This window comes from Phaeobacter sp. B1627 (assembly GCF_006265095.1).
GTDB lineage: Bacteria > Pseudomonadota > Alphaproteobacteria > Rhodobacterales > Rhodobacteraceae > Epibacterium.
Window position 1 is genome coordinate 64,522 of the sequence record NZ_VCNK01000020.1, and the last position, 23,669, is coordinate 88,190.

Here is a 23,669-nt window from a genome sequence, read left to right on the forward strand (position 1 = left end):
CAGACGTGATTGCTGCGCCCGCCGGACAATGGGGTGGGGCCGGAAAGAGGCCAGCCCTGCATCGCAAGATGGCGAAACAGGGCTGGTGCAATATCATCGGCTACGATCGTCAGGATAGCGCTCCACGGTCGGATCGGCGCCTGTCCCCGGCAGCCACAGAGGCCCGGTCAGAAGCCGTATCTGCGGAAATATCACGATGCCGTATCGGGATCTCGCAGCGCAGTGACCGAGGAGGCAAGGATGGCGGTTCCGCTTTGAAGGATCAAGGCCACCTGTCCATCCACGTTCTGGGTTTCTTCGACCACCCCGTAGACTTCGGCGATTTCCGACAGGATCACCTCATCGTCGGAATAGCTCTCGACCACAAAGGTATAATTGCCGTCCGGAAGTGTCTCGCCGTCTGTGCCTTCGCCATTCCACATGTAGGGTTCAGCAGAGACCGGCAGTTCAATCCGGCCAACTTCCGCTTCGGTATCATCATAGATGACCAACTGCACCTCGTCGGCAACGGCAGCCGGGTTCGGCGAAACGGAGATCGGGGTCGATCCATCAAAGTGAGCCGCCGCCTGGGCCCGGACTTCCTTGCCGACCCATCCGGTCAATTGCGACATATTCGTGAGCGACAGTTGTGTCAGCATGCTGGCCAATGTGTCGTTGGTCAAAACCTGCTGTTCAACCGCGGAGAACTGCGCAAGCTGGGCGGTATAGTCCGACGAATCCATCGGCTCCAGCGGGTCCTGATATTTGGCCTGTGTCGTCATCAGCGTCAGGAAGGTTTCAAAGTCCGACGACAATGCCGATGTTGCGGTTTGCGTCGCAGATGAGCTGAGCGCGCTGGTCGTACCCAGACCGGAAATTTCAGTGGTCATTCTCTCAGATCCTTATGTCCAGCCCGTCGGCCGATATGTTGAGTTGTTGTGACAAAGGCAGCCCCTGCGGCTCCTCCTCTACGGCATCACCGTCGCCCTTCAGCGCGGTGCCGCCGGAACTATCTGTCATTTCCCCGTCCTCTGATTGTCCCGCCGACGTGTCGGAGCCGAATTGGAAAGAGATGTCGGAGAAGCCCATTTCCTTGAATTCCCGCGCCAGGTCCTGAATGTGGCGGCGCATCAGGTCTTCGGTTTCCTGCCGTTCAGCCTGGATGACAACGGTCACGCCGGTTTCAGTGGTGGAAACCCTCATATTCACGTGACCCAGCTCTCTCGGGTTCAGCGAGACATCGATATTGCGCTTCCCATTGGTGGCAACCGCCTCTGCCAGTTGCTGCGCTACAAGGCGGGGCGTTTCAGCGCGAAAGCTGGCCGCGCCAGACCGAACAGAGGCCTCAGCCAGCAATTGCGGCAGGGCAAAGCTCTCTGCGCCGCGCTGCGTGAGAACATCCTCGCCCGTCCCGGCACTGTCGGACGCGCCAAATACGCTGGTGACCACCGCAGAGGACGATTGCAGAACCGTGCCGGTCGCCGCAGACGGCGTCGCCGTACCGCTGGCTGGTGCGCCCGGTGTTTGAGTTGTCTTTGGCTGAACGTTCGCAGATTGCGTACGCACATCAAAGGCGGCGCCCGGAGCTTGCATCCCCGACGCCGTCTGAACCGGAGCATCCGCTCTGGCTGATCGGGCCTGCACCTCCGCAACGGTTTGTTGTGCCGTAGTCGCCGGCTGCACTCCCGGCAGACGGATCGATGCATCGTCCCCCTTGCCCGTCGCCCCAACCTCGATGTCCGTGGCCGGTTTTGCAGGAGTCCCAGCCTCCGTCGCGCTCGCCTGCGGGCGCTGTTGGCGCAAGGTCTCACGGTGCGCGTCCAATGTCGTTGAGATGCCATTGCGCCCTTTCTGCTCTTCGAGGGCGCTGGCACGAGATGCCAACAGTGAGGCGGGTTCCATATCGGATGCCTCCCCTTCAGCCACTGGTTCTGCGCCGGGCTGGAGGGAATCTTCGTCCGGCAGCTCGGTTGGAGCGGCGGCAGGCGATACCACACGGTCTCCCGGTGTTTTGGTCAATGACCCCGGTGCCGTCTCTTCCGCGCCTTTGCTGGCGGGTGCCGGGTTTTGCGGAGACAGGATTTGCTCCTGGGCGGTTATCAGATCCTGTTCGGCAGAATCATCGACAGAATTACCGGACTGCTCTGTGAATTCATCGCCCTCTAGTGGCGCTACCGCCGTTTCGGGCGATGTGCCATCAGGAGCGGACCCCTCTTCGGTGTCCAAGCCCCCCCCCTCGGACGCGGGTTGCGATGCGACGGCGGTTGTCTCAGTCTCAGACGCCTGACCGTCAACAGAGTCAGCCCCTTGGCGTTGTTTCGGTTCTTGGGGCCCCTGGGGATCTCGGGGATCTCGGGCATCTCGGGATTTCTGATTTGCTTCATTGGCCGACCGCCTCATAGCGGACTCAAAGGAGTCGCCGGATTTCCGATGGGCATCGGATCGCTGCGGCGACTCAACGGGCTTGCTGCCAACTGATTGAGTCAAAAGGAAGTTCATCATCATGGTCCACCGGATGTTCTATCTCGTGTGACCAATGAATATCGCAAACCAGTTACGTTATTTTTAACTGCTTTTTGCGAAAACTCGAAAAATCGAAGAATTCGACACCTATATAAGGACGGAGGCAGAATGCCCGTACCAACTGTTTCGCTGCCCACCTCGGCAGCCCCGTTGCAGCAGGTCGCTGATCCAAAAGACGCAGCATTGCGTCAGGCGGCGATCGACCTCGAAGCATCCTTTCTTTCTGAAATGTTAAAAGCAGCAGGCCTGGGCAAGGCGCCGGAAGCCTTTGGCGGTGGCTCAGGCGAAGACCAGTTCGCAAGCCTGCTGGTCAATGAACAGGCACGGGCCATGGCCGAAAGCGGCGGCATCGGATTGGCCGAATCCATCTATAACTCACTGAAGGACTCTCAAGAATGAGCACACTGACCAACCAGACCCCCCAAGCCCTGATTACAGCCCTCGATGCAATTCTTGATCAGGAACGCGCCGCGCTAAAAGAGGGGCAGCTCCATAAGCTGGAAGGCCTCCTGCAGCAGAAGGAAGCGCTGTTTGACCAACTCAATGCCATCGGCAACCTGGAAAAGGCCGCATTGGATACCGTAAACAATAAAGTCGCCCGCAACCAGGAGCTACTCGGCAGCGCCATGAAAGGTATCAAGGCTGTTGCCAACCGGATGGCGGAATTACGCAAGGTTCGCCGGGGTTTGGAAGTTTATGACCGGTCCGGACGGAAGACGCAATTCTCAACCACAGGGAGTCTTAAGTTGGAAAAGCGCGCGTAACCCACCGGGAATTGGAGACAATTTTAAAAATGCAAATTGGACCATTAGCACTCTCTTAGCACCTGATACGCCAAAGTCGCCTTGCATCTCGACTGAGGTGGCGCGGAAACCGAAAGGTGAAGCAAAGTCAGAAAGACGACAGAGAGAGCTTCGGCAACGAAGCTGAGATACCAAATCAGGGGTTAAATTGCCCCGTATTAAAGGAACTTATGCTATGTCCAGCATTCTGACGAACAATGGCGCAATGGTTGCACTCCAGACGTTGAAGTCTGTGAACGATGACCTGAACACCACCCAGTCGAATATCTCCACCGGTAAAGAAATCGGCACAGCCAAAGACAACTCCGCTGTGTGGGCGATCTCCAAGACAATGGAATCCGACATCGCTGGTTTTGAAGCGATCGAAGAAGGCCTTGCGATCGGCGAAGCAACCGTTGCCGTTGCCTCTGCAGGCGCGGAACAGATTGTTGAAAAACTGACTGAAATCAAGGAACTGATCGTTTCCGCTCAGTCCGAGAACGTCGATCACGCCAAGATCCAAACAGACATCACCTCCAAGGTTGAGCAGGTTGAAGCCATCATCTCTGCGGCGCAATTCAACGGTGCGAACCTTCTGGCGAGTGACATCGACGGCAACACAACAACCGAGATGGGCGTTCTGGCCTCCCTCGACCGTGAGGGCGCCGGCGGTACAGTGACTGCAGTGGAGATCACCATCGCCACCGTGGACTTTGAATCGAGCCTGGATCTGACTGCGGACTTGACCTCGATCACCGATACCACCTCTGCGGCATCCGCGCTGGGTGAGATCGAAACCTTCCTGCAAACTGCGATCACCGGCGCCGCCGCTCTGGGTGCCTCTGCCGCGCGCCTGGACGATCAGTCGATGTTCGTGGCCGATCTGGTCGATTCCATGACCCTCGGTGTCTCCACAATGACGGACACCAATATGGAAGAAGCCTCTGCACGTCTTAGCGCGCTGCAAACTCAGCAGGAGCTTGCCATTCAATCGCTGACAATCGCCAATGAAGCCCCGAGCTCGCTCCAACAGCTCTTCCGCTAAATAGCCTTTCGCCTGGGACCCTGAATAGGGTCCCAGGTGCCTACCTACGTCTCTGAGAATCAGTGAGCAATAATACGTTAGGATAACACGTGAATGCCCTTCTAAAGGCGAAGAGCGCCTATGCGGCGGCAAAAGCCCCGACCCGCACTGCACGGAACACCGAATATGAAATCTTGGCGCGTATCACGCATCGCATGATCGTGGCGAACGGCAAGGGGTCTGACGGTTTCAAGGAGCTTGTCGCAGCTGTTTCCGATAACCGTAAACTCTGGACACTCTTCACTGCGGATCTGGCGAAGGACGGCAACAAGCTGCCGACCGAGCTGAAACAACGCCTGTTTCATTTGGCCCGCTTCACGCGTGAGCACAGCAGCAAGGTCCTGGCTCGCAAAGCCACGGTCCAGCCGCTTGTAGAAATCAACACGGCCATCATGCGTGGCCTCAGAAGCGGAGCGTCCTGAAAATGAGTGGATTGGTCCTTAAACTCGCGCCGAAAGAGCGCGTTTTGGTCAACGGCGCCGTGATCGAGAATGGAGATCGCCGCAGCCGCCTATCAATCGTAACCCCTGATGCAAATATCCTGCGTCTACGTGATGCGATTCACCCTGAACAAGCGAATACGCCAGTGCGTCGTGTTTGCTACGCAGCCCAGCTGGTGCTTTCGGGGGATGTCGATCCCGAAGAAGACCGGTTGCCAATGTTGCGCCGTATCGAAGAACTGAGTCAGGTCTTCACCGACCCAGACAGTCGGGCGGCCCTGTCAGAAGCAACCGAGTCGGTGATCAGCAACAATCACTATCGATGCCTCAAGGCACTTCGAGCCTTGCTGCCGCGGGAGGAACGGCTCATGGCCGTCAGATCGCAATGAGTTATACGCCACTCATTCCGTCCTCCGGGGTCGCGGGCTGGAATTTTCTACAATCGACCTATGACCGGCAATATGACGCCTTTATCCAAGCAGGTCAGTTGAAAAACGATAGCGAGTACTTTGCCGAAAACATTGGCAAAGTCACGTCAACAGATGACCTTCTCGACGACCGCCGCCTTCTTCAGGTGGCGGTCAAGGCGTTTGGACTGGAAGAAGAAATCAACTATCGCGCCCTCTTGCAGCGTGCATTGAATGAAGGCACAGCCGCCGACGACGCCTTGGCAAACACAATGAACGACGAGCGCTATGTAAAGTTCTCGGAGGCATTTGGATTTGGCCCGGGGCAATCTCCGAAAACGACGGATTCCAAGGCCATGCAGGGAGTCATCGACAGCTTTCAATCCGCCTCCTTCGAGGAGGCAGTCGGCGCAGTGGACGATACCATGCGCACTGCGTTGTTTGCAAAACGCGCGATGATAGAAGTCTTTGGCGAACCGGATGAGGACGATGTCTCGCAGCTCAGCGTGAAAGAGCGAGCGCTCCGGGAGTTCAACCTGACGCTAGAGGACATCACCGGTGAGGAAGACGAACAACCCGGCGTAACCTCCGTTGAAGATCAGTGGCAGGACATCGTTCAACGCGACGTTCTGACCGATTTCCTCAATACGACCCTTCGCATGTCTGCGTCCATTACCGGTCTCGATGAGGACGAACAAATTCAGGCTTATCGCGACAGGGCAACCGTTGTCTTCGGTAGCGATGACCCAACCGTTTTCTTCTCGCCTGACAACAAGGACGTGGTGTTGTCGGCTTACAAAACCCGCGCGACAGTGGATGGTGATCCAAGTGATGAAATCACCGCTATTGCAGATCTGTCGGAACGAATTCTGGATCAGATGGTGTCCCGGGATTCGGCTCTGAACGAGGAGTGGGACTATATCGCGCGGCAGGACCCCCTTGCAGAGTTCATGAAAATTGCGCTGGAATTGCCGGATGATATCGCGGATCGCGAGACCAGTGAAGCGATGAGGATTTACCGTGAGAAGGCGATAGAAGCCTTTGGGACCGACGATCCGAATGTTTTTGCCAACAGCAAAAATATGGACGATATGCTGGCGGTGTACAGGGAAAAAGCCACCGAATCCGGCATGCGGAATAGCGAAATTTCTGCCAATTTGAGCACCGTTGAAACGATTTTGAAATTCTCTTACGGCGAAGACGACACTGCCCCGGACAACAGTGCCGAGCTGGAACAGGCGGCAATCGACGCCGACTGGTTTAGCACCATGGGCCAAACCGGTGTCCCGCGTTTTCTGAACACCGCTCTCGAAGTCGATTCAGCAGTTGAAGATCTTATTGCCCAGAGCGAGCTGGATGCAGGGTCGACATTCGATAGCCTTTCCATCGACCAGCAGCTGGCGATCTATAAGGATCAAGCGACCGAACTTTTTGGCACGGATGATTTGAAAGAACTCACAGGCCCCTACCAAATTGGTCTGGTGAGCGATGCCTATCGCGCAAATGCTGCTGCGGATGGCGAAAGTGAGTTTTTCATCACCTACTATGCGCAAATTGCAGAACGAGAGCTGGAGACCCTGTTTCAATCCGATGATACAGATGCGGAGCAAGAGTTCGAAGACGCGCTGGAAAAACTGCGCACTATGAATGATGAGGACGACGGGCCAAGTGCCACATCGCAATGGTTCACCATTATGGGGCAGCAGGCGATGACCGACTTTATGCAGGTGGCGCTGGGCTTGCCAAGTGAGGTCGGGCAAATGGATATTGATCAGGCCGTCGAAGTTTACAAGCGTAAATCTGAGGAAATTCTGGGAACCGACAAGCCGTCAGAGTTCATCGCCGGGAACAAGATGGATGATCTGGTCAATATGTACCTGACACGGGCACAAATGAGATCAATCAGCAGCGGCTATAGCTCTGGAAGTGCCGCACTTATGATGCTCCGCAGCTAACAGCATTGACCTGCCCCCGCATGGTCTGAGCCCATCGGGTGGACTGGTTTGATTGCGAGTGCATTGTTGACCTCCGGTACTTCGGAATAATGGTTTTGAGCGCAGTTGGGCGATCGCCCAGCTGCGCTGTGCGGCGTGACTGTTTTGAGATGGATGTGCCATTGTCAAACAAGCGTTGGGATTCCTCCGAGCTATCGACGATTTCGCCATTCAACAGCTCGTCATGGAACCGGGCGCTGAAGCTTTCGCAGACGCCGTTCTCCCAGGGTGATCCTGGTTCGATATAGGATCGGCCGCGATACAATCCCTCACCTTTAAAGCGGTAGATCCCATCCCATCAACGGTCGGATCGGAGTCGTCCCTCCCAGTATGTCCCGAGGTACCAGTATGTCCCGAGGTGTTTGAGCGCGTCACCCAAGGGAGCTGCGGCGGAGACGCGGGCGCGGCGGGCGGCCAACCTCGCCTCAAACTCAGCGACAGACGACCGCATCCCTCATATCAAAACCCATGCCCAGGAGCATCTTTCCAGGCCAAATGGTTCCAGGCCAAATGGGATAACATCCTCCGCACACCGGATCCTTTGGCCGACCTAGCGACCGGAACCGGCCCGCCGCAGCAGCAGAGCGAGTCTGTTGAAACTTGCTTTAATCCCCTCAGGCTCCGCACGACCGAAAAATGCGTCCAGCTCCGGCCAAACCTTCACAGCCTGGTCAAGAACCAGGTCGTTTCCTTCGGAATAGAGCCCGGCCCGGATCATGACCTCGGATTGCTCATAGGCGCCTAGAAACTTTCGTACCCCGAGAATCATCTCGTTTTCGTCCTTCGTCGCCGCCGCAGGCAGGCTGCGCGATACGGAGCGTGACACATCAATGGCAGGGAATCGGCCCCGTTCGGCGATCTCCCGGTTGAGTACGATGTGGCCGTCCAGAACCCCCCGCAGAATATCGGCGATAGGTTCGTCCATATCGGACCCTGCGACCAACACGCTGAAGACGGCGGTGATATCACCCTGCCCATCCGACCCCGGCCCCGCGCGCTCACACAGCCCCGTGATAAGGGGCGTGACGGAGGGCGGGAAGCCACGCAGGGCCGGCGCCTCGCCAGAGGCCACTGCAATTTCCCGATGGGCCTCGGCAAACCGGGTGATAGAATCGGCCATAAACAACACATTCATTCCCTGATCCCGGAAATGTTCGGCAACGGTCATCGCGGCCCATGCGCATCGACGGCGCACCAGCGCCGATTGATCCGAAGTCGCAGCCACAACGATCGCACGCTTCATGCCCTCTGGTCCCAACACATCCTTCACAAAATGGTTGACCTCACGACCCCGCTCGCCAATCAGCGCCATGACGACCACATCGGCCTCCATGTTTTGCGCGAGTTGCGCCATCAATGTGGATTTACCAACACCTGAGCCCGCGAACAGACCCACCCTTTGTCCGGTTACGATCGGCAGCACGGTGTTGAGAATGGACAGGCCGCTGGACAATCGTTTGCCCAGACCCCTGCGCGACGCAGCCTTTGGCGGGCTGGCCATCAGGTCCCGGCTCTCCACACCACGCAGCATCGGATTTGCATCCAGAGGTTCACCAAAGGGGTCTATCAACCGTCCGATCCAACTGTTATCCGGCGCAAAGTCCGGCGTCGGAAACAACAGCACCGCGTCCCCGATGGAGGCGCGTTCCGGCGCGGTATCCGGCAGCATGCGGATATGATCGGAGCCGATCGCCAGGACTTCACCATGGAGATCATCCTTCTTCCCGCGACGCAGAACCAGCCTGTCACCGATACGGGCCTGGCGCTCCAGGCCCGACACCTCGATCTCGCCGCCGGAAATACCGGTAACACGTCCCAATGGGGTAGAGAGCTGCGCGCTTGCCAACTCTTGGCTGAGCGCTTCGATCGATTTCATCATATGCGGGTTCTCCAACATTCCTCTGAAAACAATTTCTAAAGGAATCAGGGTTAAGCCTTGATTGAAATTGATCGAGGGAGAAGCCCCGGTGTTCGAAAGACTGAATGTTTTTAATATCGCCTATTCCATGGCGACCCATGCAGGTAAGCGTCAGGCGCTTATCTCGGAAAATATCGCGAATGCGGATACCCCAGGGTATCACGCCAAGGATATCAAACCTTTCACTGAAGTTTTCGCTGCAGGCGAAGCGCAGGGCGACATGACGGCCTCGCGCGGTGCCCATCTGCATGGTGCGAACGGAAGTGGCTTTGACTGGGCCGTCACCACCGACGACAGCTCTATCGATCCAAATGGCAATTCCGTTTCCGTGGAGGAACAGATCCTCAACGGCGTTGAGGCTAAACGGCAGCATGATCGTGCGCTCGCCGTTTACCGCTCTTCCATGAACATCCTACGCGCCAGCCTCGGCCGCAGCTGATCAGGAGACAGACAATGAGCGATTTTTCCAAAGCCCTGTCAGTGACTGCTAGCGCCCTGCGCGCGCAGGCTGCCAGATTGACCCATGTGTCCGAGAACATCTCGAACGCGGATACCCCCGGCTATCGCCGCAAGACGGTCTCCTTTCAGGCCGTTCGCGATCTGGCGACAGATGTCAGCGAAGTCAGGGTTGGGCGTGTGTCTCTGGACCGCAAAAACCTGGAGGAAATTTACGACCCCTCGCACCCGCTGGCAGATGAAACTGGCCACTACGAGGGCTCAAACGTCGATCTGATGATCGAAGTCTCGGACGCGCGCGAAGCGCAGCGTACCTACGAAGCAAACCTGAAGATGTTTGATCAGACCCGGCAAATGTCGGCCTCTCTGATGGACCTCTTGCGTCGCTAACCTGAACAGATTGGAGATCCAGAATGGATATTCGTTCAATTAATGCCACATCCGGCTACAATGCGGCCCGCCCGGCCACGAAAATCGACCCGGAATACACCCCCGGTACGATTCAAGAGCACGCAAAAGCAAGCTTTGAAGATTTCACCAATACGCTGGTCAACAGTGAGCAGGTCTCCGTGCAGTCGATGACTGGAAACGCTGATCCGCACGCGCTGGTACAAGCCCTTGCGCAGACCGAACTTGCCGTGGAAACCGCTGTGACCGTGCGCAACAAGGTGGTCGAAGCCTATCAGGAAATCCTGCGGATGCCGGTCTGAGCCATGATGAGCGAAGGCGTATTCTACGACACCCTGCGTCAGGCCATCCTGGCAGCGATTACGATGGCTTTGCCAATCCTGGTTGTTGCTCTGGTCGTCGGCCTGACGGTGGGCCTGTTTCAAGCCCTGACCTCCATCCAGGAGATGACACTGACGTTTGTGCCTAAACTCGCAAGCATTCTGGTCGTTTTCTGGTTGACCATGGGCATCATGACGCAAACGCTGGTCGCTTTTTTTGACGGAAGTATCATTCCTCTGATCCAAGGGGGCTTTTAATGGGATCCATCGGTTATACTACCCTTTCACGTCAGTCCGGCCTGTTGAATGAAATGCGGGTCGTGGCCAACAATATCGCGAACTCCGCAACCTCAGGGTTTCGGTCCGAAGGCCTGATTTTCTCGGAATACGTGCAATCGGCACCAGGACAGGAAAGCCTGTCGATGGGGCGGGCAAATATCCGCAACACCTCGCTGGAGCAAGGCACGCTGAGCCAGACCAATGGTACGTATGATCTGGCGATCGAAGGCGACGGTTTCTTCATGGTCGAAACGCCGGTCGGCAATCGCCTGACCCGCGCGGGCAATTTCACGCCAAATGCCGCGGGCGATCTGGTCACGGCCGATGGCTACCGCGTTCTGGACGCAGGGCAGGCTCCTGTTTTTGTCCCCGGTGACGCACAAACCGTTTCTTTCGGGGCTGATGGTACGCTGAGTGCCGATGGCCAGCAGTTGGGGCAGATCGGTCTGTTCCTGCCGGGCGAAGACGCTCAGATCCTGCGCGAAGATGGTGTCATGTTCCGGGTGGAAGGTGAAACCGTTGCCGCCGAGGACGCCAAAGTCCTGCAGGGCTTTGTCGAAGGGTCCAACGTCAATACCATTCACCAACTGGCCCGGATGATCGAGGTGCAACGCGCCTACGAAATGGGCCAGAGCTTTCTTGACCACGAGGATAAGCGGATCCGCGCGGCCATCGACAACCTGATGAAATCATAGGAGATAACCATGCGTGCACTCAAAATCGCCGCCACGGGGATGAGCGCGCAACAGCTGCGCGTCGAAACCATCTCCAATAACCTCGCGAACATGAACACCACCGCCTACAATGCCCGGCGGGCGGAGTTTGCGGACTTGCATTATCAGCAAGTCGCACGGCCTGGAACTGTGAATGCCTCGGATGGCACCGTGCTGCCGACCGGTGTGCAGCTCGGTCTTGGGGTGCGTCCCTCAGCGGTGTCCATCTATCTGCAACAGGGTGCTCTGTCTCAAACGGGCAACGACCTCGATATTGCCATCGACGGCAACGGCTACTTCGAGGTCACGCTGCCTTCCGGAGACACCGCATACACGCGCGACGGGTCCTTCAAACGGTCCGCGGATGGTCTGGTGGTCACCAATGATGGCTATCCGGTCTCGCCTGAGATTACCGTCCCCGAGGACGCAACTTCAATCTCGATCAACGCCCAGGGCGAACTCTACGCCTATTTTGATGACAGCATCGAGGCAGAGCTGCTCGGGCAGTTCACCATTTCCGGCTTTACCAATCCCAAGGGGTTGGAAGCGGTCGGCGGAAACCTGTTCAAACAGACCGAAGCCTCTGGCCAGCCCGTCACCACAGATCCCGGAACCGATGGTCTGGGAACCATGCGCCAGGGCTATCTGGAAGACAGCTCGGTGGATGCCGTGCGTGAAATCACCGATCTGATCGAGGCCCAGCGTGGCTATGAGATGAATTCCAAAGTGATATCAGCGGTTGATCAGATGATGTCGGCGACCACCCAGGTTCGCTAAATGAAACATCTGCTCGCTCTCATCGTCGGGATCCTCTTCGCCCAGTCCGCATTGGCCGAAATACTCGTGCCCGCACGGACTATCCGGGCCAAGGAAATCATCTCCGCCGAGGATCTGATGTTCAAAAACATCCAATCCCCAGGCGCGCTGAGCAATCCCGAGGATGTGATCGGGCAGGAAGCGCGTATTGCGCTTTACGCAAGCCGTCCGATCCATGCCGGGGACATAGGCGCCCCTGCCATCGTGGATCGCAATGATCTGGTGAAGCTTATTTTTCGCCACGGCGGTCTGGAAATCACCACCGAGGGCCGGTCACTCGGCCGCGGTGCGGAAGGCGAATACATCCGGGTCATGAACCTGTCCTCGCGCACGACCGTCACAGGACGGATCACCGCGAGCGGAAATATTGAGGTAGATTAATGAAACCCATTCTCGCAGTGAAATGTGCAGTTCTCGGTCTCGGGCTCCTGGGGGGCTGCGCGCGCATGGACCATATCGGCAAGCCGCCGAGCTTCACCCCCGGAAATGAAACCCAGGAACATGTGGCGATGCTCTACCAGGGCTTGCCATTGACCTCGCAAACCCAACGCGCTGTGGACAATGCGTCCCTTTGGAGCGGGTCCCGGCAATCGTTGCTCGGGGACCGGCGGGCGACCAAAAAAGGTGATATCCTGACTGTGGTCATCGAGATCGACGAACAGGCATCGATTTCCAATGACACCTCCCGGTCGCGCAATTCGTCCGAAAGTATGCAGGTTCCCCAGCTTCTCGGCTTGCCGCAGCGCGTGAACGAGCGGTTGCCAGAGGGCGCCAGCAGTGATGACCTCATTGACCTGGGGAGTTCATCCTCTTCCGGCGGCAGCGGGTCGGTGAGCCGCAGCGAAAATCTGGAACTGCGCGTTGCTGCAACTGTCGTTGATGTGCTGCCCAATGGCGTTCTCGCCATCACTGGATCGCAAGAGCTTCGGGTGAATTTCGAATTGCGTGAACTGCTGGTGTCCGGCTATGTGCGCCCGGATGACATTTCCCGCCAGAACGAAGTGACATACGACAAAATTGCCTCCGCCCGAGTGTCCTACGGCGGGCGTGGACAGATCACCGATATGCAGCAGCCCCGCTATGGTCAGCAGGTGCTTGATGCGATCCTTCCATTCTGAGGTCTCCGTATAATGTCGAAATTGCTCCCAATACTTCTGCTGGTGATCGGCCTTGGCGGCGGGATCGGTGCGGGCATCATGCTTGCACCGCCTCCGGAAGAAGGGGACCACGCTGAGGCCGGCGAAGATGGTGCACCCCACAAGGAAGAGGGCCACGAGGAGGAAACTGACGAAGAAATTGATGAAACCATTCCGAATGATTTCATCAAGATCAGCAGCCAGTTTGTTATCCCAGTCGTTGAACGCGACCAACTCTCATCTCTGGTTGTCGTGTCATTGAGCCTGGAGACCAAACCCGGAATGGCATCGAAAGTGCATTCGTTCGAGCCAAAACTGCGGGACGTTATGCTTCGGGTCCTGTTCGATCACGCCAACATGGGAGGCTTTCGCGGTGCCTTCACGCGATCCGAAGTCCTGGACCCCCTGCGCACATCGCTGCGCGAAGAAGCGCGCCGGTATCTTGGCTCTGACCTGATTGACGTGCTCATTCTGGAGATCACCCGGCAAGACGTCTAGACAGACATCTTTCGCCGCATGCCAGAGAGAAAAAAGCCGCCTTCGTGCATGAAGGCGGCTTTTTTAGCTCTGCAGCTCTGTGGGGGCTGATCAGTCCAGATCCATCAACCGGTCAAACAGCATCTTGTTTTTCTTTTCTTTTGCCTCGCTCCTGAAGCGATCTTCCATCGTTTCAACGGCATGCTTGCGCCCGAACGCGGTACGCAGCTTGTCCATGGCACGGAGTTTCTGAGCCGTAACCTGAGCCAGATCCTGATTGATATCTCGCCGGGCATTGGTATGCCACTTCTGCCATTGAAGATCGACGCCAAGCGCCTTCATCTCATGGCTGTCGTCGATCAACGCACGGGACTGCTCAACCTGTTGTTTCAACATTGAAAGCTGACCACGCAGCTGAGCTTCACGGTCCAGAATCGGCTTCACCTTGGCGTGTTCTTTCAGATACACGGCGTGGGTGACGGCCCGCATCTGGGCAAGCATCTTGTCCTGTTTCATAGCACGCTTTCCTTGGCACGTTTGCGCATCTCTTCTGCAAAGCGGATCGCAGCCGCAACCGGGGCAAAATGCTCCTCGGCGATTTCTTCCCCAACTTCCACAGTCGCGTACAAAGCGCGTGCGGTGGGCGGGTCACTGTGCAGCGGCACGCCATGTTCCTGCGCAATTTCCCGTATGACCGCCGCGACCTCGTCCACGCCCTTGGCCACACATTCCGGTGCGCTGCCGGAAACACGGCTCCATTTCAACGCCACTGCATAGTGGGTCGGGTTCACGATCACCACATCGGCGGTCGGAACGGCCGCCTTGATCTGCTTGGCAACAATCTGGCGCCCCTTCTGCTTTCGCTGTCCCTTGGTATGTGGATCGCCCTCGGAGTTCTTCATCTCATCCATGACATCTTTCCGCGACATCATGTTTTTTCGAATGAATTCAGCCTGTTGGAATGGTGCGTCGATCAATCCTATCCCGAGCGAAATAATCAGCGTCAGGATCAGGAATTCCATGGCCAGCTGAACCAGAAACGGGGTGACCGTCTCGACACCGGTTCCAACGATGGCAATCATCTCGGGTATACGCCACGTCAGATATACCCCAAGGGCAATCGAATAGAGGAGCAGTTTGAAAAAGCTCTTGCCAAACTCAAACAGCCCGGCGCGTCCGAATTTGTTCTGGGCATTCTTGACGATCGACAAGCGCGAGAATTTCGGCTCGATCCGTTTGGGCGCGAACACCATGGCGCTCTGCGCAAATACAGCCAGTAGAACCAAGGCAGCAGGCACAATGAACCAGGGCAGGACTGACCGGAAGGCCGCCGTCATCAGTTCCCCGGCAACCGGAGCCGCCATACTGTCCCCGAAAAACACCGGCGCAAGTCGGTCAGGCTGATCGATCATGGACATCAAGACAGTGCCAAGCTGTTCCACGCTGCTGCGACCGGCCGCGTAAAAGGCGATCAATAGCCCCATGTAGGACGCGGCCTGAAGAAGATCGTTCGACTTCGGAACGTCCCCTCCCTGCCGGGCTTTGCGAAGTTTTTCGGGCGTAGGCTCGAATGACTTGTCTGAGTCGTCTTTGTCGTCGCTCATGGCATGCCCGCACCCGGATTTGCAAAGAACATCAGCAGGCTACGTCCCCAGACATCAAGGATCATCGGCGCACCGATCATCAAGATACCGAGACCTCCGAGGGTGATCGCAGGTGCGCCGATGAAGATCACCATCAGCTGCGGCATGGCGCGGTTGATAATCCCAAGCGTCAGGTTGTAGATGACTGCCGTGATCAGGAACGGCGCGGAAAGCGTAAAGGCCATCGAGAAGGTCGCGGATACGCGATGCACGCCCCAGGCGGAAAAACTGCCGGCATCAGGGAATTGGCCGAGCGGGAACAAATCGTAGGATCGGATCAACAACTCTGCTGCCCTGATATGCAAGTCCAGCATCACGGCGAGCGCAAGGCCGGAAATCCACAAGATAGCGCCGAGAGCGGGCATCGGGTCTGCACCTGCCCCGCCCAAAACCTGGCTGAGGGATGTACATTGAGCCGCGATGGATCCTGCGGTCTGCAGCATGTGCATAAACATACGCAGCGCCATCCCAAGCCCGAGCCCCACGACCACTTCTGTGGCGATCAATCCCGCGTATTGCATAATGCTCTGTGGCATGGCGATTTGCGGCAGGGCCGGCGCGACGATCGCGGTGAACACAAGCCCCACGATCATTCGGATCTGTGTCGGCAGAAACGTTTCGCTGAATGCCGGCATGATCGACGTCATCGCGCCGACGCGCAGGAATACGATCGCTGCATGCCAGAACCCGGCCCCGAAAAGGGCCATCAGTTCCGGAGTGATGCCGACAAAATTCACGCGGCCACCATTCCGACAAGCGCCGGACGCGCTTCCAGACCGATTTCCTCGAAGGACAGAACCGGGTTGAGGATGCCTCTGGAGCGCAAGATGGTGCGCAGATAACGGCGGCGGCGCGTCGAGGTCACAATCGCGGCAAAGATCCCTTGCTCAGTGACCTGATTGATCTTGTCGCTCATTGCGTCAACCAGCTTGTTGAACGTGTCCGGCGGCAACGCGATATCGAGGCCCGTCTGCGTTTCCACCTGGTAGGTCGTGAAGGCATCTTCCCATTCAGGCGCCAGTTGCACCAGGGGAATGGTGCCATCCTCGCGTTTCATTTCTGCCACCAATTGGAAACCCAGTCGCTGACGCACGTGCTCGGTGATCAATTCGGGCATCGTCGTCCGCAGTCGCGCCTCGGCAATGGACTCGAGGATGAGAGGCATGTTCCGGATCGAAACGCGCTCTTCCAGCAGCAGGCGCAATACGGAATGCAATGTGTCGATCGGCACTTTATCCGGGATCAGCTCTTCCAGCAGCTTTTTGTTGCCATTTGAACGGAACTCATCCGTCAGCTCGGTCATTTCCCGCAACAGACGACGCAGCGCTTTGAGGGTTAGCAAGCGTGGGAAGCTCTGTTTCACAACCTCCAGAAGATGCGTTGCGAGAATTTCAGGCGGAGACACAACAGTGGCCCCCATCAATGCGGCGTCTTCCTGGTATTTGGTCCCGATCCATCGCGCCGGCGCGCCGTAGACGGGTTCAGTCACATCCGTGCCTGAGGGAAGGGCTGCGTGGTTATCGGGCATCAGTGCCAGAACCATGTCCGGATGCAGGGTGCCGCGTGCCTGTTCCACCCCCTGGATGCGGATAACATATGTGCCGTTGTCGAGTTCGGCTTCATCAGTCAGTCGGATTTCGGGCAAAATAAGCCCAAATGTCGTCGCCACATGAGTTCGCATATTGGCGATCCGAGCATCCAGGCCGGTTCCCGGGTCAAGAACCATGGACACGAGATCCTGCGAGAACTCCAGGTGAAGATCGTCAAGATCAAGAATGTCGCCCAGCGCTTTTGCTTTTTCCGGCGATTTGACCTCTTCCACCTGGGCATCCAGGAGCGCTTTGTCTTCCGCGGCATTCTTCACGTACATACGGTACGAAAGATACCCAAGCCCGCCGCCCCCGCAAATGAACGGCAAAAACGGAAGCCCCGGCACCAGCGCGAACAAAATCATCAGCACCGAAACAGTCGCCAGCGCGCCTGGGTGTTTGCCCAATTGAGAGAAGATTGCGGTATCCGTCGCCCCGGTGGCACCACCGCGCGCGAGCAACAGAGCCGCCGCGATCGAGATGATCACCGAGGGGATCTGCGACACAAGGCCGTCACCAACGGTCAGAATGGCATAAGTCTCGAACGCGGTTCCGATCGGCATGCCGTGGATCAGAACACCCATGATCAATCCGACAACCAGATTCAGCAGCGTGATCAAGAGACCGGCGATTGCATCGCCTTTGACAAATTTCGACACACCGTCGAGCGAACCAAAGAAGGTGGTTTCGCGCTGCTCTGTCTCGCGGCGTTCTTTGGCAGTGGCATGATCAATTGCGCCGGCCGACATATCGCTGTCGATTGCCAGCTGTTTGCCGGGCATCCCATCCAGCGCAAAGCGCGCGCCGACTTCGGCCATTCGCGCCGCGCCCTTCGTGATGACCATGAAGTTCACGATCAATAGAACGCCAAACACAACGAGCCCGAGGAAGACGTTGCCGTCCATCACAAAGTTCGCGAAACCTTCGATCACGTTCCCTGCCGCATCGGTGCCACTGTGCCCCTGCCCGATGATGAGCTTGGTCGACGAAACATTCAGGGACAGCCGGAGCATCAAAGATCCCAACAGGATCGTTGGAAACGATGAAAAGTCCAGCGGCCTTTCGATAAACAGTGTGATCGTGAAGATCAGGATCGCCAGCGCGAAAGATGTGGCCAGACCAACGTCCAGAACCCACGCAGGCATCGGCAGGATCATCATGACAATAATCGCCATGAGCGCCATGGCGAGGAGTATCGTCGGATTGAATAGCTCTTTGACTGATAGTTTCGGCACGGATTTTTTCTCTTATATCAAAGCGATCAGGAGCGGGCCGACAGATGCGGCCAGAGTGAAACCATCCCCGACTCCCCTTGCATACTGGGGAGAGACAGGCAGTTGAGGGGGAAGAAACTGACGGGGAAACGAGAATAATTTCGCCGCACAAATGCAACGAGCCGCATCGACAAGGGTGTCCCTCGCAGCGCGGCATCCATTTCCCAAGGCCCAGGCCCGGTCTGTGTTTTCGGTTTCACTGGCATTCTGCCCGTTCCAAATCAGGATTCTTCCCTGACCCTCACGCTAGGCTTCGAGCGTTTACAAAGTATTATCATCGCTAAAGGAAATGGCCGCTCCTCAGGGCGGCCAGATGAAACGCTAGATAGATTTCCTAGTCCGCTGGCGGCGCCCGTTCGACTTGCCGGAGCAACTCCTCGATGGAGCTCCGGGCACCGGCGCTACTTTCCAGCAAAGCACGTGCCTCTGCCAGGGGAGGAAGCCCCTGCGGTTCACTTACCGCCGTATCAATCTGCGTAGTGAGATCGGCTACGGCACGGAAAGGAGCGGCCTCGGTATCAAACTGTTCTGCGGCGTTCAGATCCTCAGAATGCCAGAACCCTCGGGCTGCTTCATTCAATTCCTGAGCAGACAGCATGTATTCACTGGCGCGTTCGTATTCTTTGTTGCGCCACAACGCCCTCGCGCGCATGCGGTCAGCCTGTGCGCCTTCAAGCCCCATCAATTGGACCAGTGCACGTTGTGGCTGATCCATAGCCAGATGTGCCTCGGCACTCATCATTCGCCGATCCTCATTTTCCGGCTCCAGACTCATCTTGCGCAAAATCGCCTCGGCTTGCTCGGCAAAACCCAAGTCTAGAAGACGCCGGGCCACCACATCACCGACCTGACCGGCCCGGGTTGCGCCGGCCTCTTCGGCAAAGATCAGAGCATATTTGAGAAAGGTGACATCGTTGGCGTTTTCGGTCAGCAAGGTCATGATCGGTGCGTTGACCTTGTTGCGCGCGCCGGGCCCGTCACGGCTTTGCATCTTGTGCGCCCGGGAGAATGCAGCATCAAAACGCCCTGTCAACGCCAGAGCAATGACTTCAGCAACACGCAGCTCGGCGCCAAGTGGCGTGTCGCGGCTCTCAAGTTCATAAGACGCCGTCAGCTCGGGAACATCAGGAGACAGGGCCCGGCGCTCCCGATAGGTCAGCTCGATCAATTCAATCAGAGCCTTTGGCGTATTTTCACTTTGCTCTGCCACCTCCTCCGTCAGGTTGCGCGCGACGGCATCGGTATTCCCTTCAAGCTGCGCAATTGCTGCCTCGGCAAGATTTCGGTCGGGCACGGCATCTATCCCGGTCCGGTCAACCGAACGCAGTGCAGCCTTTGCCACATGAGGGTCCCCCGCGACCGCAAAAAAGGTGCTCATCCGCGGCCCCATCTGAACGCGCAGATGGGCAGGAAGCTTTGCAAAGGCTTGCTGGATCGCATCGGTGTTTGCATTTTTTTTCACAACGCCATCCGACATCGCGGCCCAAAATGCAGCATCTCCATCGCAGGTTTGCTGTCCGATAAACACGGTATTCACCGGCAGGGACGCGGCATCGAGAATACCGGCCAGCGTATTCATGATGTCCCGTGACCTGGGGTTCAGGTCGTTTTCTGGAATCATACGCAGGGTCGCACGCGCTTCTGCCCCAAAGCCGAAATACAAATATGTGCGTGCCAGCTTGAGAGCCGTATCGCGATTGACCGCATCAAATTCGCCAAACAACTTGGACCGTAACGCTCCGATCTGAACGGCAAAGGGCTCGGGCCCACCCCATTTGTGGATGGCCATTTCGCGGTTCTCGATGCAGTGAGCGGCCTCTTTCTGCCCATCTGGTCCCACAGCCAACAACCCGGTCTCGCGATCAATTGCTGAGGTAACAGAAATGTTGTCGAGTGGATTTAGGGGTCTGTTCTCGTTGCCAAGCGGATCAAGTTGCATATTGTCCTGCAACTGCTCCGTGGGCTTAAGTAGCCCCTGCTCGCTGGCCCGCCCAATTTGTTGCAACAAGCGCGTTTCGGAATCATTGACCATCGCGGCGCGCTGATTTTCGTCAAAGTCCATCAGAAGACTCGCGTCTGCATTCAGCCTTGCAGGTTCCGATTTACCATCTTCGGTCTTAACCTCGGTTGGTTTCTTCGGTTCAGAGTTTCCAGGTTGCGATGGGTTCGAAGGGTCTGCCCCCGCCGCCGCGAATTGCGTTGTCGGGTCTATAAACAATGGTAATTCAATAGGCCCAGTGCGGGACGGTTGCTGTTGAGCACTCCCGAAAGTGGCCTCGACCGCCTCTTCCAGATCCATAGCCACCCGAGCGCTCGCCAGATCCTGGCGCCCAAGATTAAAACTGTATCCTCCGCCGCTGACCGGGAAAGTAAGCGGCAAACTCGACGAATCGCCAGGCACCGCGAGTTCCAGTGGACGACCTTCGCGCACATCGATAACCAGATATCCGTCAGCCTGCTGATAGTAGTCTACGACACATTCGCATCCAAGATCGATCCGAAGCGGCTGCCCTGGTCCGTTCTGGGAAACCGATTGGATGCGGGTTCGTGGAATGAGGTCAAAAACACTTTGCGTGTTGAACAAAGCCGTCGGCGACCCGACGTTGACTGTTGCAATGCGATCGCTCTGGGTCAGCGACCATTCCACGCCATCAGGGATTCGCATCACCAGTCGTGAAAAGTCACTGTGCTCCCCCGAGCGCGCAACAATTGTCTGTGCTTCTGCATAGTCGGCCACCACTCCTGCGGCGACAAATGCGATTGCTCGCGAAATCATGCTGCGTCCTGTTTCACCGAATTCAAGGCCTCTTCCAACTCGGAAAACCCGGGCCGGATGTGGGATGGCGTATTCTGGCGCCCCACCTCAATACAGATTGCGGCGGCGTGGTTATGAAGGTTGGCCACAAGAACCTCTCGGATCAGCTGGTAAAAATGCGCGTCCTCTTCAACCACGGCTTTGACCTTGCCCGCAAAGGGCGCGACCAGACCGTAGGACAGGAAAACACCCAGAAAGGTTCCCACCAGCGCGCCACCGATCATTTTACCCAAAACTTCTGGTGGTTGATCGATGGAGGCCATCGTCTTGATAACCCCCAGAACAGCGGCAACGATCCCAAGAGCCGGAAGGCCATCCGCCATGCTTTGCAACGCGTGGCTAGAATGCAGCGCGTGATGAAGGTTGGCTTCGATACGCTTTTCCAGAACCTCTTCAACCTGATGTGGGTCGTCGTAGTTCATTGAGGCCGAACGCATTGTATCGCTGATCAGATTGATCGCTTCCTTGTCGGCCAGGATCTTGGGGTATTTGCTGAAGACTGCGGAATTTTCCGGGTCTTCGATATGCTGCTCCACCTCGACCGGGTTTGCGCGTGCGATTCGGATCAGGGCGAACATAAGACACAGAAGATCCCGGTAGTCGTCAGGGGCCCATTTCGGCCCTTTGAAGACCTTGCCGATGTCCTTGATCGTATGCTTCACGCCGCCCATATCATTGCTGATCAGGAATGCACCAACGGCGGCCCCCCCGATCATCATCATTTCAAACGGCAGCGATTTAATGATGATGCCCAGTTTGCCACCCGCAAGCAGGTAGCCACCGAACACCATGACAAAAATCACAATGATCCCCACAATACCGATCATAGGTAAGCTCCAAATATTGTCACAGTCTGAAAGGTAGGCCAGTCGTGTTAAGAAAGGCTGAGTGAGAGCCCAAGTTACTCCTTAGGCACTTCACCATTTCGTCCGGCCAGCACGACGCTGATGGTATAGGCTGCTTCAGGGCTCAGACCCGCCATCACGCCGGCAGCGGATTCCGGGCGCATACGGGACAGAAAACCAGCCGCAAAACTCGGGTCCATTTCCTCAAACAAAGCAGCAGCATCTTTGGGCTTCATCTGTTCATAGACAGAGGTCAGCTTGGTCACGTCCTGCTCTGCGGCACCATCGGCAAGAGTGAGCGTTGCCAGTAGCTTCGCCTCGGCTTGCTGCAGATCCATGAGCTTTTTCTCAATCGCCTGATCGGCAATCTCCAACGCCTTCATCCGGTCTTCGATTTCGGCTTCACGCTCTGCGAGCTGCATCTCGCGTTTTTTGAAGGCGGCAATCATCGCCTGCATCTCTGCCGAATCGGGTATCCCCGCCGCAGATGGCGCCATCTCGTTGGTTTCTTCGGTGTCGGTTTTTGCTGCCGCCACTTCCCGCGCAATAGCCGGCGCCGCTTCCAGAGCGATCCGGACAATGGCCGACCCCATCAGAAATACTGCCAGAAGCATCAAGGTGCCGCGCTTCGCCCGGTACATCTTCTTTGATTTATCTGCCTTTGCCATCATGCGACCCGATTCTGATTTCGGTTGTGACGAACGAACATCAGCCCAGATGGTTTCGCCTCTTCCTGCGGTTCAACGGGTTGAGCCGCCTCTTCCTGTCCGTCGGCCTCATAGGCCGCTGCAAGGGCATCGTTTTCCTCAGTGCGGCTTGCACTGGTTTCCAGCCGCTTATCCGGCTGGGGCGCAATGTCATGCATGGAGGCCATCATCAGCTCCAGCTTGTGCGACACCGATTCGGCGCGGCCGGTCAGCTGCTCCAGCGCCTTGCTCGAGCCGTCCGACATCTGCCGGGCCGACACCAGCGATTTGTTCAGATCGTCCACTTGCGACGAAAGCACCGCCACAGCCCCGCCAACCCCTTTTTCAAGGTCGTTGAACCGCTTCAGTCGGCGCGACAGCACCAGGCAATAAAACCCGGCACCCAGTGCTCCGGCCGCAAGCAGGATATCAGCTATAAGTTCCATCCTGTCCTCCTAGTTGAGTACGAAATCCATAATCAGCAGATCACGCACGCGACCTTGTCCGGTCGCTATGTTGATCCGCCGTAGCATCTGTGCCCGCAGTTTAGGCAGCGCCATCGGATCGGTCAGATCCTCAAGCTCGAGCGCCCGCAGGTAACTGTTGAGGACATCGACAACTCTGGGGAGGACTTTCTCAACCTCGACCTGATCGGCCTGGTTGACCTCGAGTTGTGCACGGAACCGAAGTTGACTGACTCCGCTGGCTTTGCGCAGCGTAATCACGATCGGTTCCATTTCGATAAAAGCAAGATTGGCGATTTCGTCCGCCGACTCACCCTTGTCCACGCCTTCTGGCGCCTCTTCGGTTCCATCCTCCGCACTTTGAGCGGACGTGTTACCAAAGGGAAGAAGACCTGACTGAACAGCGTAAAACCCGCCCCCTGCGCCAGCAATACAAAGCACGAGCCCTATGATCAGGGGCATCTTACTTTTCTTTGCGGACCCATTTGTTTCTATATCAGCTACAGCGTCTGTCATGGCTATCCCTAAAACATCGTGCAACCCGTTCATAACCCGACAGGAACTAACCGAATGTTAAGGCCAATCGGAGAAAAGGGTTGCAGGCCGGAGAGAACGCCGGTG

27 protein-coding genes and 1 pseudogene are annotated in these 23,669 nt (G+C 56.9%); 15 read left to right on the forward strand and 13 right to left on the reverse strand.

All coding sequences use genetic code 11. The features are described from left to right. Positions 1-191 precede the first annotated feature (191 nt). Positions 192-869 carry a flagellar hook capping FlgD N-terminal domain-containing protein gene (locus FGE21_RS11270; protein WP_139663392.1) on the reverse strand — a complete coding sequence of 226 codons (678 nt, stop codon included), beginning with the start codon at positions 867-869 and terminating at the stop codon, positions 192-194. 4 nt (positions 870-873) lie between these two features. Next, complete coding sequence (locus FGE21_RS20405; RefSeq protein WP_255731525.1) at positions 874-1,881, reverse strand: flagellar hook-length control protein FliK; 1,008 nt, start codon at positions 1,879-1,881, stop codon at positions 874-876. A gap of 729 nt (positions 1,882-2,610) precedes the next feature. On the opposite strand from FGE21_RS20405, the gene FGE21_RS11280 reads away from it, so the two are divergent. The 6 genes from FGE21_RS11280 (at position 2,611) to FGE21_RS11305 (ending at position 7,170) form a co-directional block, all read left to right on the forward strand. Then, positions 2,611-2,901 carry a rod-binding protein gene (locus tag FGE21_RS11280; protein ID WP_139663503.1) on the forward strand — a complete coding sequence of 97 codons (291 nt, stop codon included), beginning with the start codon at positions 2,611-2,613 and terminating at the stop codon, positions 2,899-2,901. Continuing rightward, the gene (locus tag FGE21_RS11285; protein WP_139663394.1) at positions 2,898-3,266 is read left to right on the forward strand and encodes a flagellar export chaperone FlgN; all 369 of its coding nucleotides are present in this window, start codon (positions 2,898-2,900) and stop codon (positions 3,264-3,266) included. Before FGE21_RS11280 ends, FGE21_RS11285 begins: the two co-directional genes overlap by 4 nt. A 214-nt stretch (positions 3,267-3,480) precedes the next feature. Then, a complete protein-coding gene (locus FGE21_RS11290) occupies positions 3,481-4,329 on the forward strand; it encodes a flagellin (protein WP_139663395.1) in 849 nt (282 codons plus the stop codon). 89 nt (positions 4,330-4,418) lie between these two features. Then, complete coding sequence (gene flaF / locus FGE21_RS11295) at positions 4,419-4,790, forward strand: flagellar biosynthesis regulator FlaF (RefSeq protein ID WP_139663396.1); 372 nt, start codon at positions 4,419-4,421, stop codon at positions 4,788-4,790. Between the two features lie 2 nt (positions 4,791-4,792). Continuing rightward, a complete protein-coding gene (gene flbT / locus FGE21_RS11300) occupies positions 4,793-5,197 on the forward strand; it encodes a flagellar biosynthesis repressor FlbT (protein ID WP_139663397.1) in 405 nt (134 codons plus the stop codon). After that, complete coding sequence (locus tag FGE21_RS11305; RefSeq protein ID WP_139663398.1) at positions 5,194-7,170, forward strand: DUF1217 domain-containing protein; 1,977 nt, start codon at positions 5,194-5,196, stop codon at positions 7,168-7,170. Before flbT ends, FGE21_RS11305 begins: the two co-directional genes overlap by 4 nt. Positions 7,171-7,228: 58 nt before the next feature. Here FGE21_RS11305 and FGE21_RS20625 read toward each other — a convergent pair. Next, positions 7,229-7,459: pseudogene (locus FGE21_RS20625) on the reverse strand (transposase); the annotation flags it as partial. Positions 7,460-7,759: 300 nt separating this feature from the next. Beyond that, positions 7,760-9,088, reverse strand: a complete 1,329-nt coding sequence (locus tag FGE21_RS11315) for a FliI/YscN family ATPase (RefSeq protein ID WP_139663399.1) — start codon at positions 9,086-9,088, stop codon at positions 7,760-7,762. A 61-nt stretch (positions 9,089-9,149) separates the two neighbouring features. On the opposite strand from FGE21_RS11315, the gene FGE21_RS11320 reads away from it, so the two are divergent. The 9 genes from FGE21_RS11320 to FGE21_RS11360 are packed head-to-tail and all read left to right on the forward strand — an operon-like array spanning position 9,150 to position 13,753. Next, positions 9,150-9,566 (forward strand): FlgB family protein, encoded by a 417-nt coding sequence (locus FGE21_RS11320; protein WP_139663400.1) that lies wholly within the window; start codon positions 9,150-9,152, stop codon positions 9,564-9,566. A gap of 14 nt (positions 9,567-9,580) precedes the next feature. Further along, entirely contained in the window at positions 9,581-9,973 is a 393-nt protein-coding gene (flgC, locus tag FGE21_RS11325) for a flagellar basal body rod protein FlgC (protein ID WP_139663401.1), read from the forward strand. Between the two features lie 23 nt (positions 9,974-9,996). Next, on the forward strand, positions 9,997-10,293 hold the full coding sequence (gene fliE, locus FGE21_RS11330; protein WP_139663402.1) for a flagellar hook-basal body complex protein FliE: 297 nt from the start codon (positions 9,997-9,999) through the stop codon (positions 10,291-10,293). Positions 10,294-10,296: 3 nt separating this feature from the next. Further along, complete coding sequence (locus tag FGE21_RS11335; protein WP_139663403.1) at positions 10,297-10,569, forward strand: flagellar biosynthetic protein FliQ; 273 nt, start codon at positions 10,297-10,299, stop codon at positions 10,567-10,569. Beyond that, positions 10,569-11,285, forward strand: coding sequence for a flagellar hook-basal body complex protein (locus tag FGE21_RS11340; RefSeq protein WP_139663404.1), 717 nt, complete (start codon positions 10,569-10,571; stop codon positions 11,283-11,285). Before FGE21_RS11335 ends, FGE21_RS11340 begins: the two co-directional genes overlap by 1 nt. A gap of 9 nt (positions 11,286-11,294) precedes the next feature. After that, positions 11,295-12,080 (forward strand): flagellar basal-body rod protein FlgG, encoded by a 786-nt coding sequence (flgG, locus tag FGE21_RS11345; protein ID WP_139663405.1) that lies wholly within the window; start codon positions 11,295-11,297, stop codon positions 12,078-12,080. Further along, positions 12,081-12,500 carry a flagellar basal body P-ring formation chaperone FlgA gene (gene flgA / locus FGE21_RS11350; protein WP_139663406.1) on the forward strand — a complete coding sequence of 140 codons (420 nt, stop codon included), beginning with the start codon at positions 12,081-12,083 and terminating at the stop codon, positions 12,498-12,500. It abuts the gene before it with no gap. Next, on the forward strand, positions 12,500-13,237 hold the full coding sequence (gene flgH, locus FGE21_RS11355; protein WP_139663407.1) for a flagellar basal body L-ring protein FlgH: 738 nt from the start codon (positions 12,500-12,502) through the stop codon (positions 13,235-13,237). Before flgA ends, flgH begins: the two co-directional genes overlap by 1 nt. 12 nt (positions 13,238-13,249) lie before the next feature. Continuing rightward, entirely contained in the window at positions 13,250-13,753 is a 504-nt protein-coding gene (locus FGE21_RS11360) for a flagellar basal body-associated protein FliL (protein ID WP_176695423.1), read from the forward strand. Between the two features lie 90 nt (positions 13,754-13,843). Here FGE21_RS11360 and FGE21_RS11365 read toward each other — a convergent pair whose 3' ends face one another. From FGE21_RS11365 to fliL, 9 genes are all read right to left on the reverse strand, one after another. After that, entirely contained in the window at positions 13,844-14,248 is a 405-nt protein-coding gene (locus FGE21_RS11365) for a hypothetical protein (RefSeq protein WP_139663409.1), read from the reverse strand. Next, a complete protein-coding gene (gene flhB, locus FGE21_RS11370) occupies positions 14,245-15,336 on the reverse strand; it encodes a flagellar type III secretion system protein FlhB (protein WP_139663410.1) in 1,092 nt (363 codons plus the stop codon). Before flhB ends, FGE21_RS11365 begins: the two co-directional genes overlap by 4 nt. Next, a complete protein-coding gene (locus tag FGE21_RS11375) occupies positions 15,333-16,112 on the reverse strand; it encodes a flagellar biosynthetic protein FliR (protein WP_139663411.1) in 780 nt (259 codons plus the stop codon). The genes flhB and FGE21_RS11375 overlap by 4 nt, the downstream gene beginning before the upstream one ends. Further along, positions 16,109-18,148, reverse strand: a complete 2,040-nt coding sequence (gene flhA, locus FGE21_RS11380) for a flagellar biosynthesis protein FlhA (RefSeq protein WP_370285655.1) — start codon at positions 18,146-18,148, stop codon at positions 16,109-16,111. The genes FGE21_RS11375 and flhA overlap by 4 nt, the downstream gene beginning before the upstream one ends. 424 nt (positions 18,149-18,572) lie before the next feature. Next, entirely contained in the window at positions 18,573-21,014 is a 2,442-nt protein-coding gene (locus tag FGE21_RS11385) for a hypothetical protein (protein ID WP_139663413.1), read from the reverse strand. Beyond that, a complete protein-coding gene (gene motA / locus FGE21_RS11390) occupies positions 21,011-21,880 on the reverse strand; it encodes a flagellar motor stator protein MotA (protein WP_139663414.1) in 870 nt (289 codons plus the stop codon). The genes FGE21_RS11385 and motA overlap by 4 nt, the downstream gene beginning before the upstream one ends. 74 nt (positions 21,881-21,954) lie before the next feature. Further along, positions 21,955-22,566, reverse strand: coding sequence for a MotE family protein (locus FGE21_RS11395; protein WP_139663505.1), 612 nt, complete (start codon positions 22,564-22,566; stop codon positions 21,955-21,957). Then, positions 22,566-23,030, reverse strand: coding sequence for a hypothetical protein (locus tag FGE21_RS11400; RefSeq protein WP_139663415.1), 465 nt, complete (start codon positions 23,028-23,030; stop codon positions 22,566-22,568). Before FGE21_RS11400 ends, FGE21_RS11395 begins: the two co-directional genes overlap by 1 nt. A 9-nt stretch (positions 23,031-23,039) precedes the next feature. Continuing rightward, complete coding sequence (gene fliL / locus FGE21_RS11405; RefSeq protein ID WP_139663416.1) at positions 23,040-23,564, reverse strand: flagellar basal body-associated protein FliL; 525 nt, start codon at positions 23,562-23,564, stop codon at positions 23,040-23,042. Positions 23,565-23,669 lie beyond the last annotated feature (105 nt).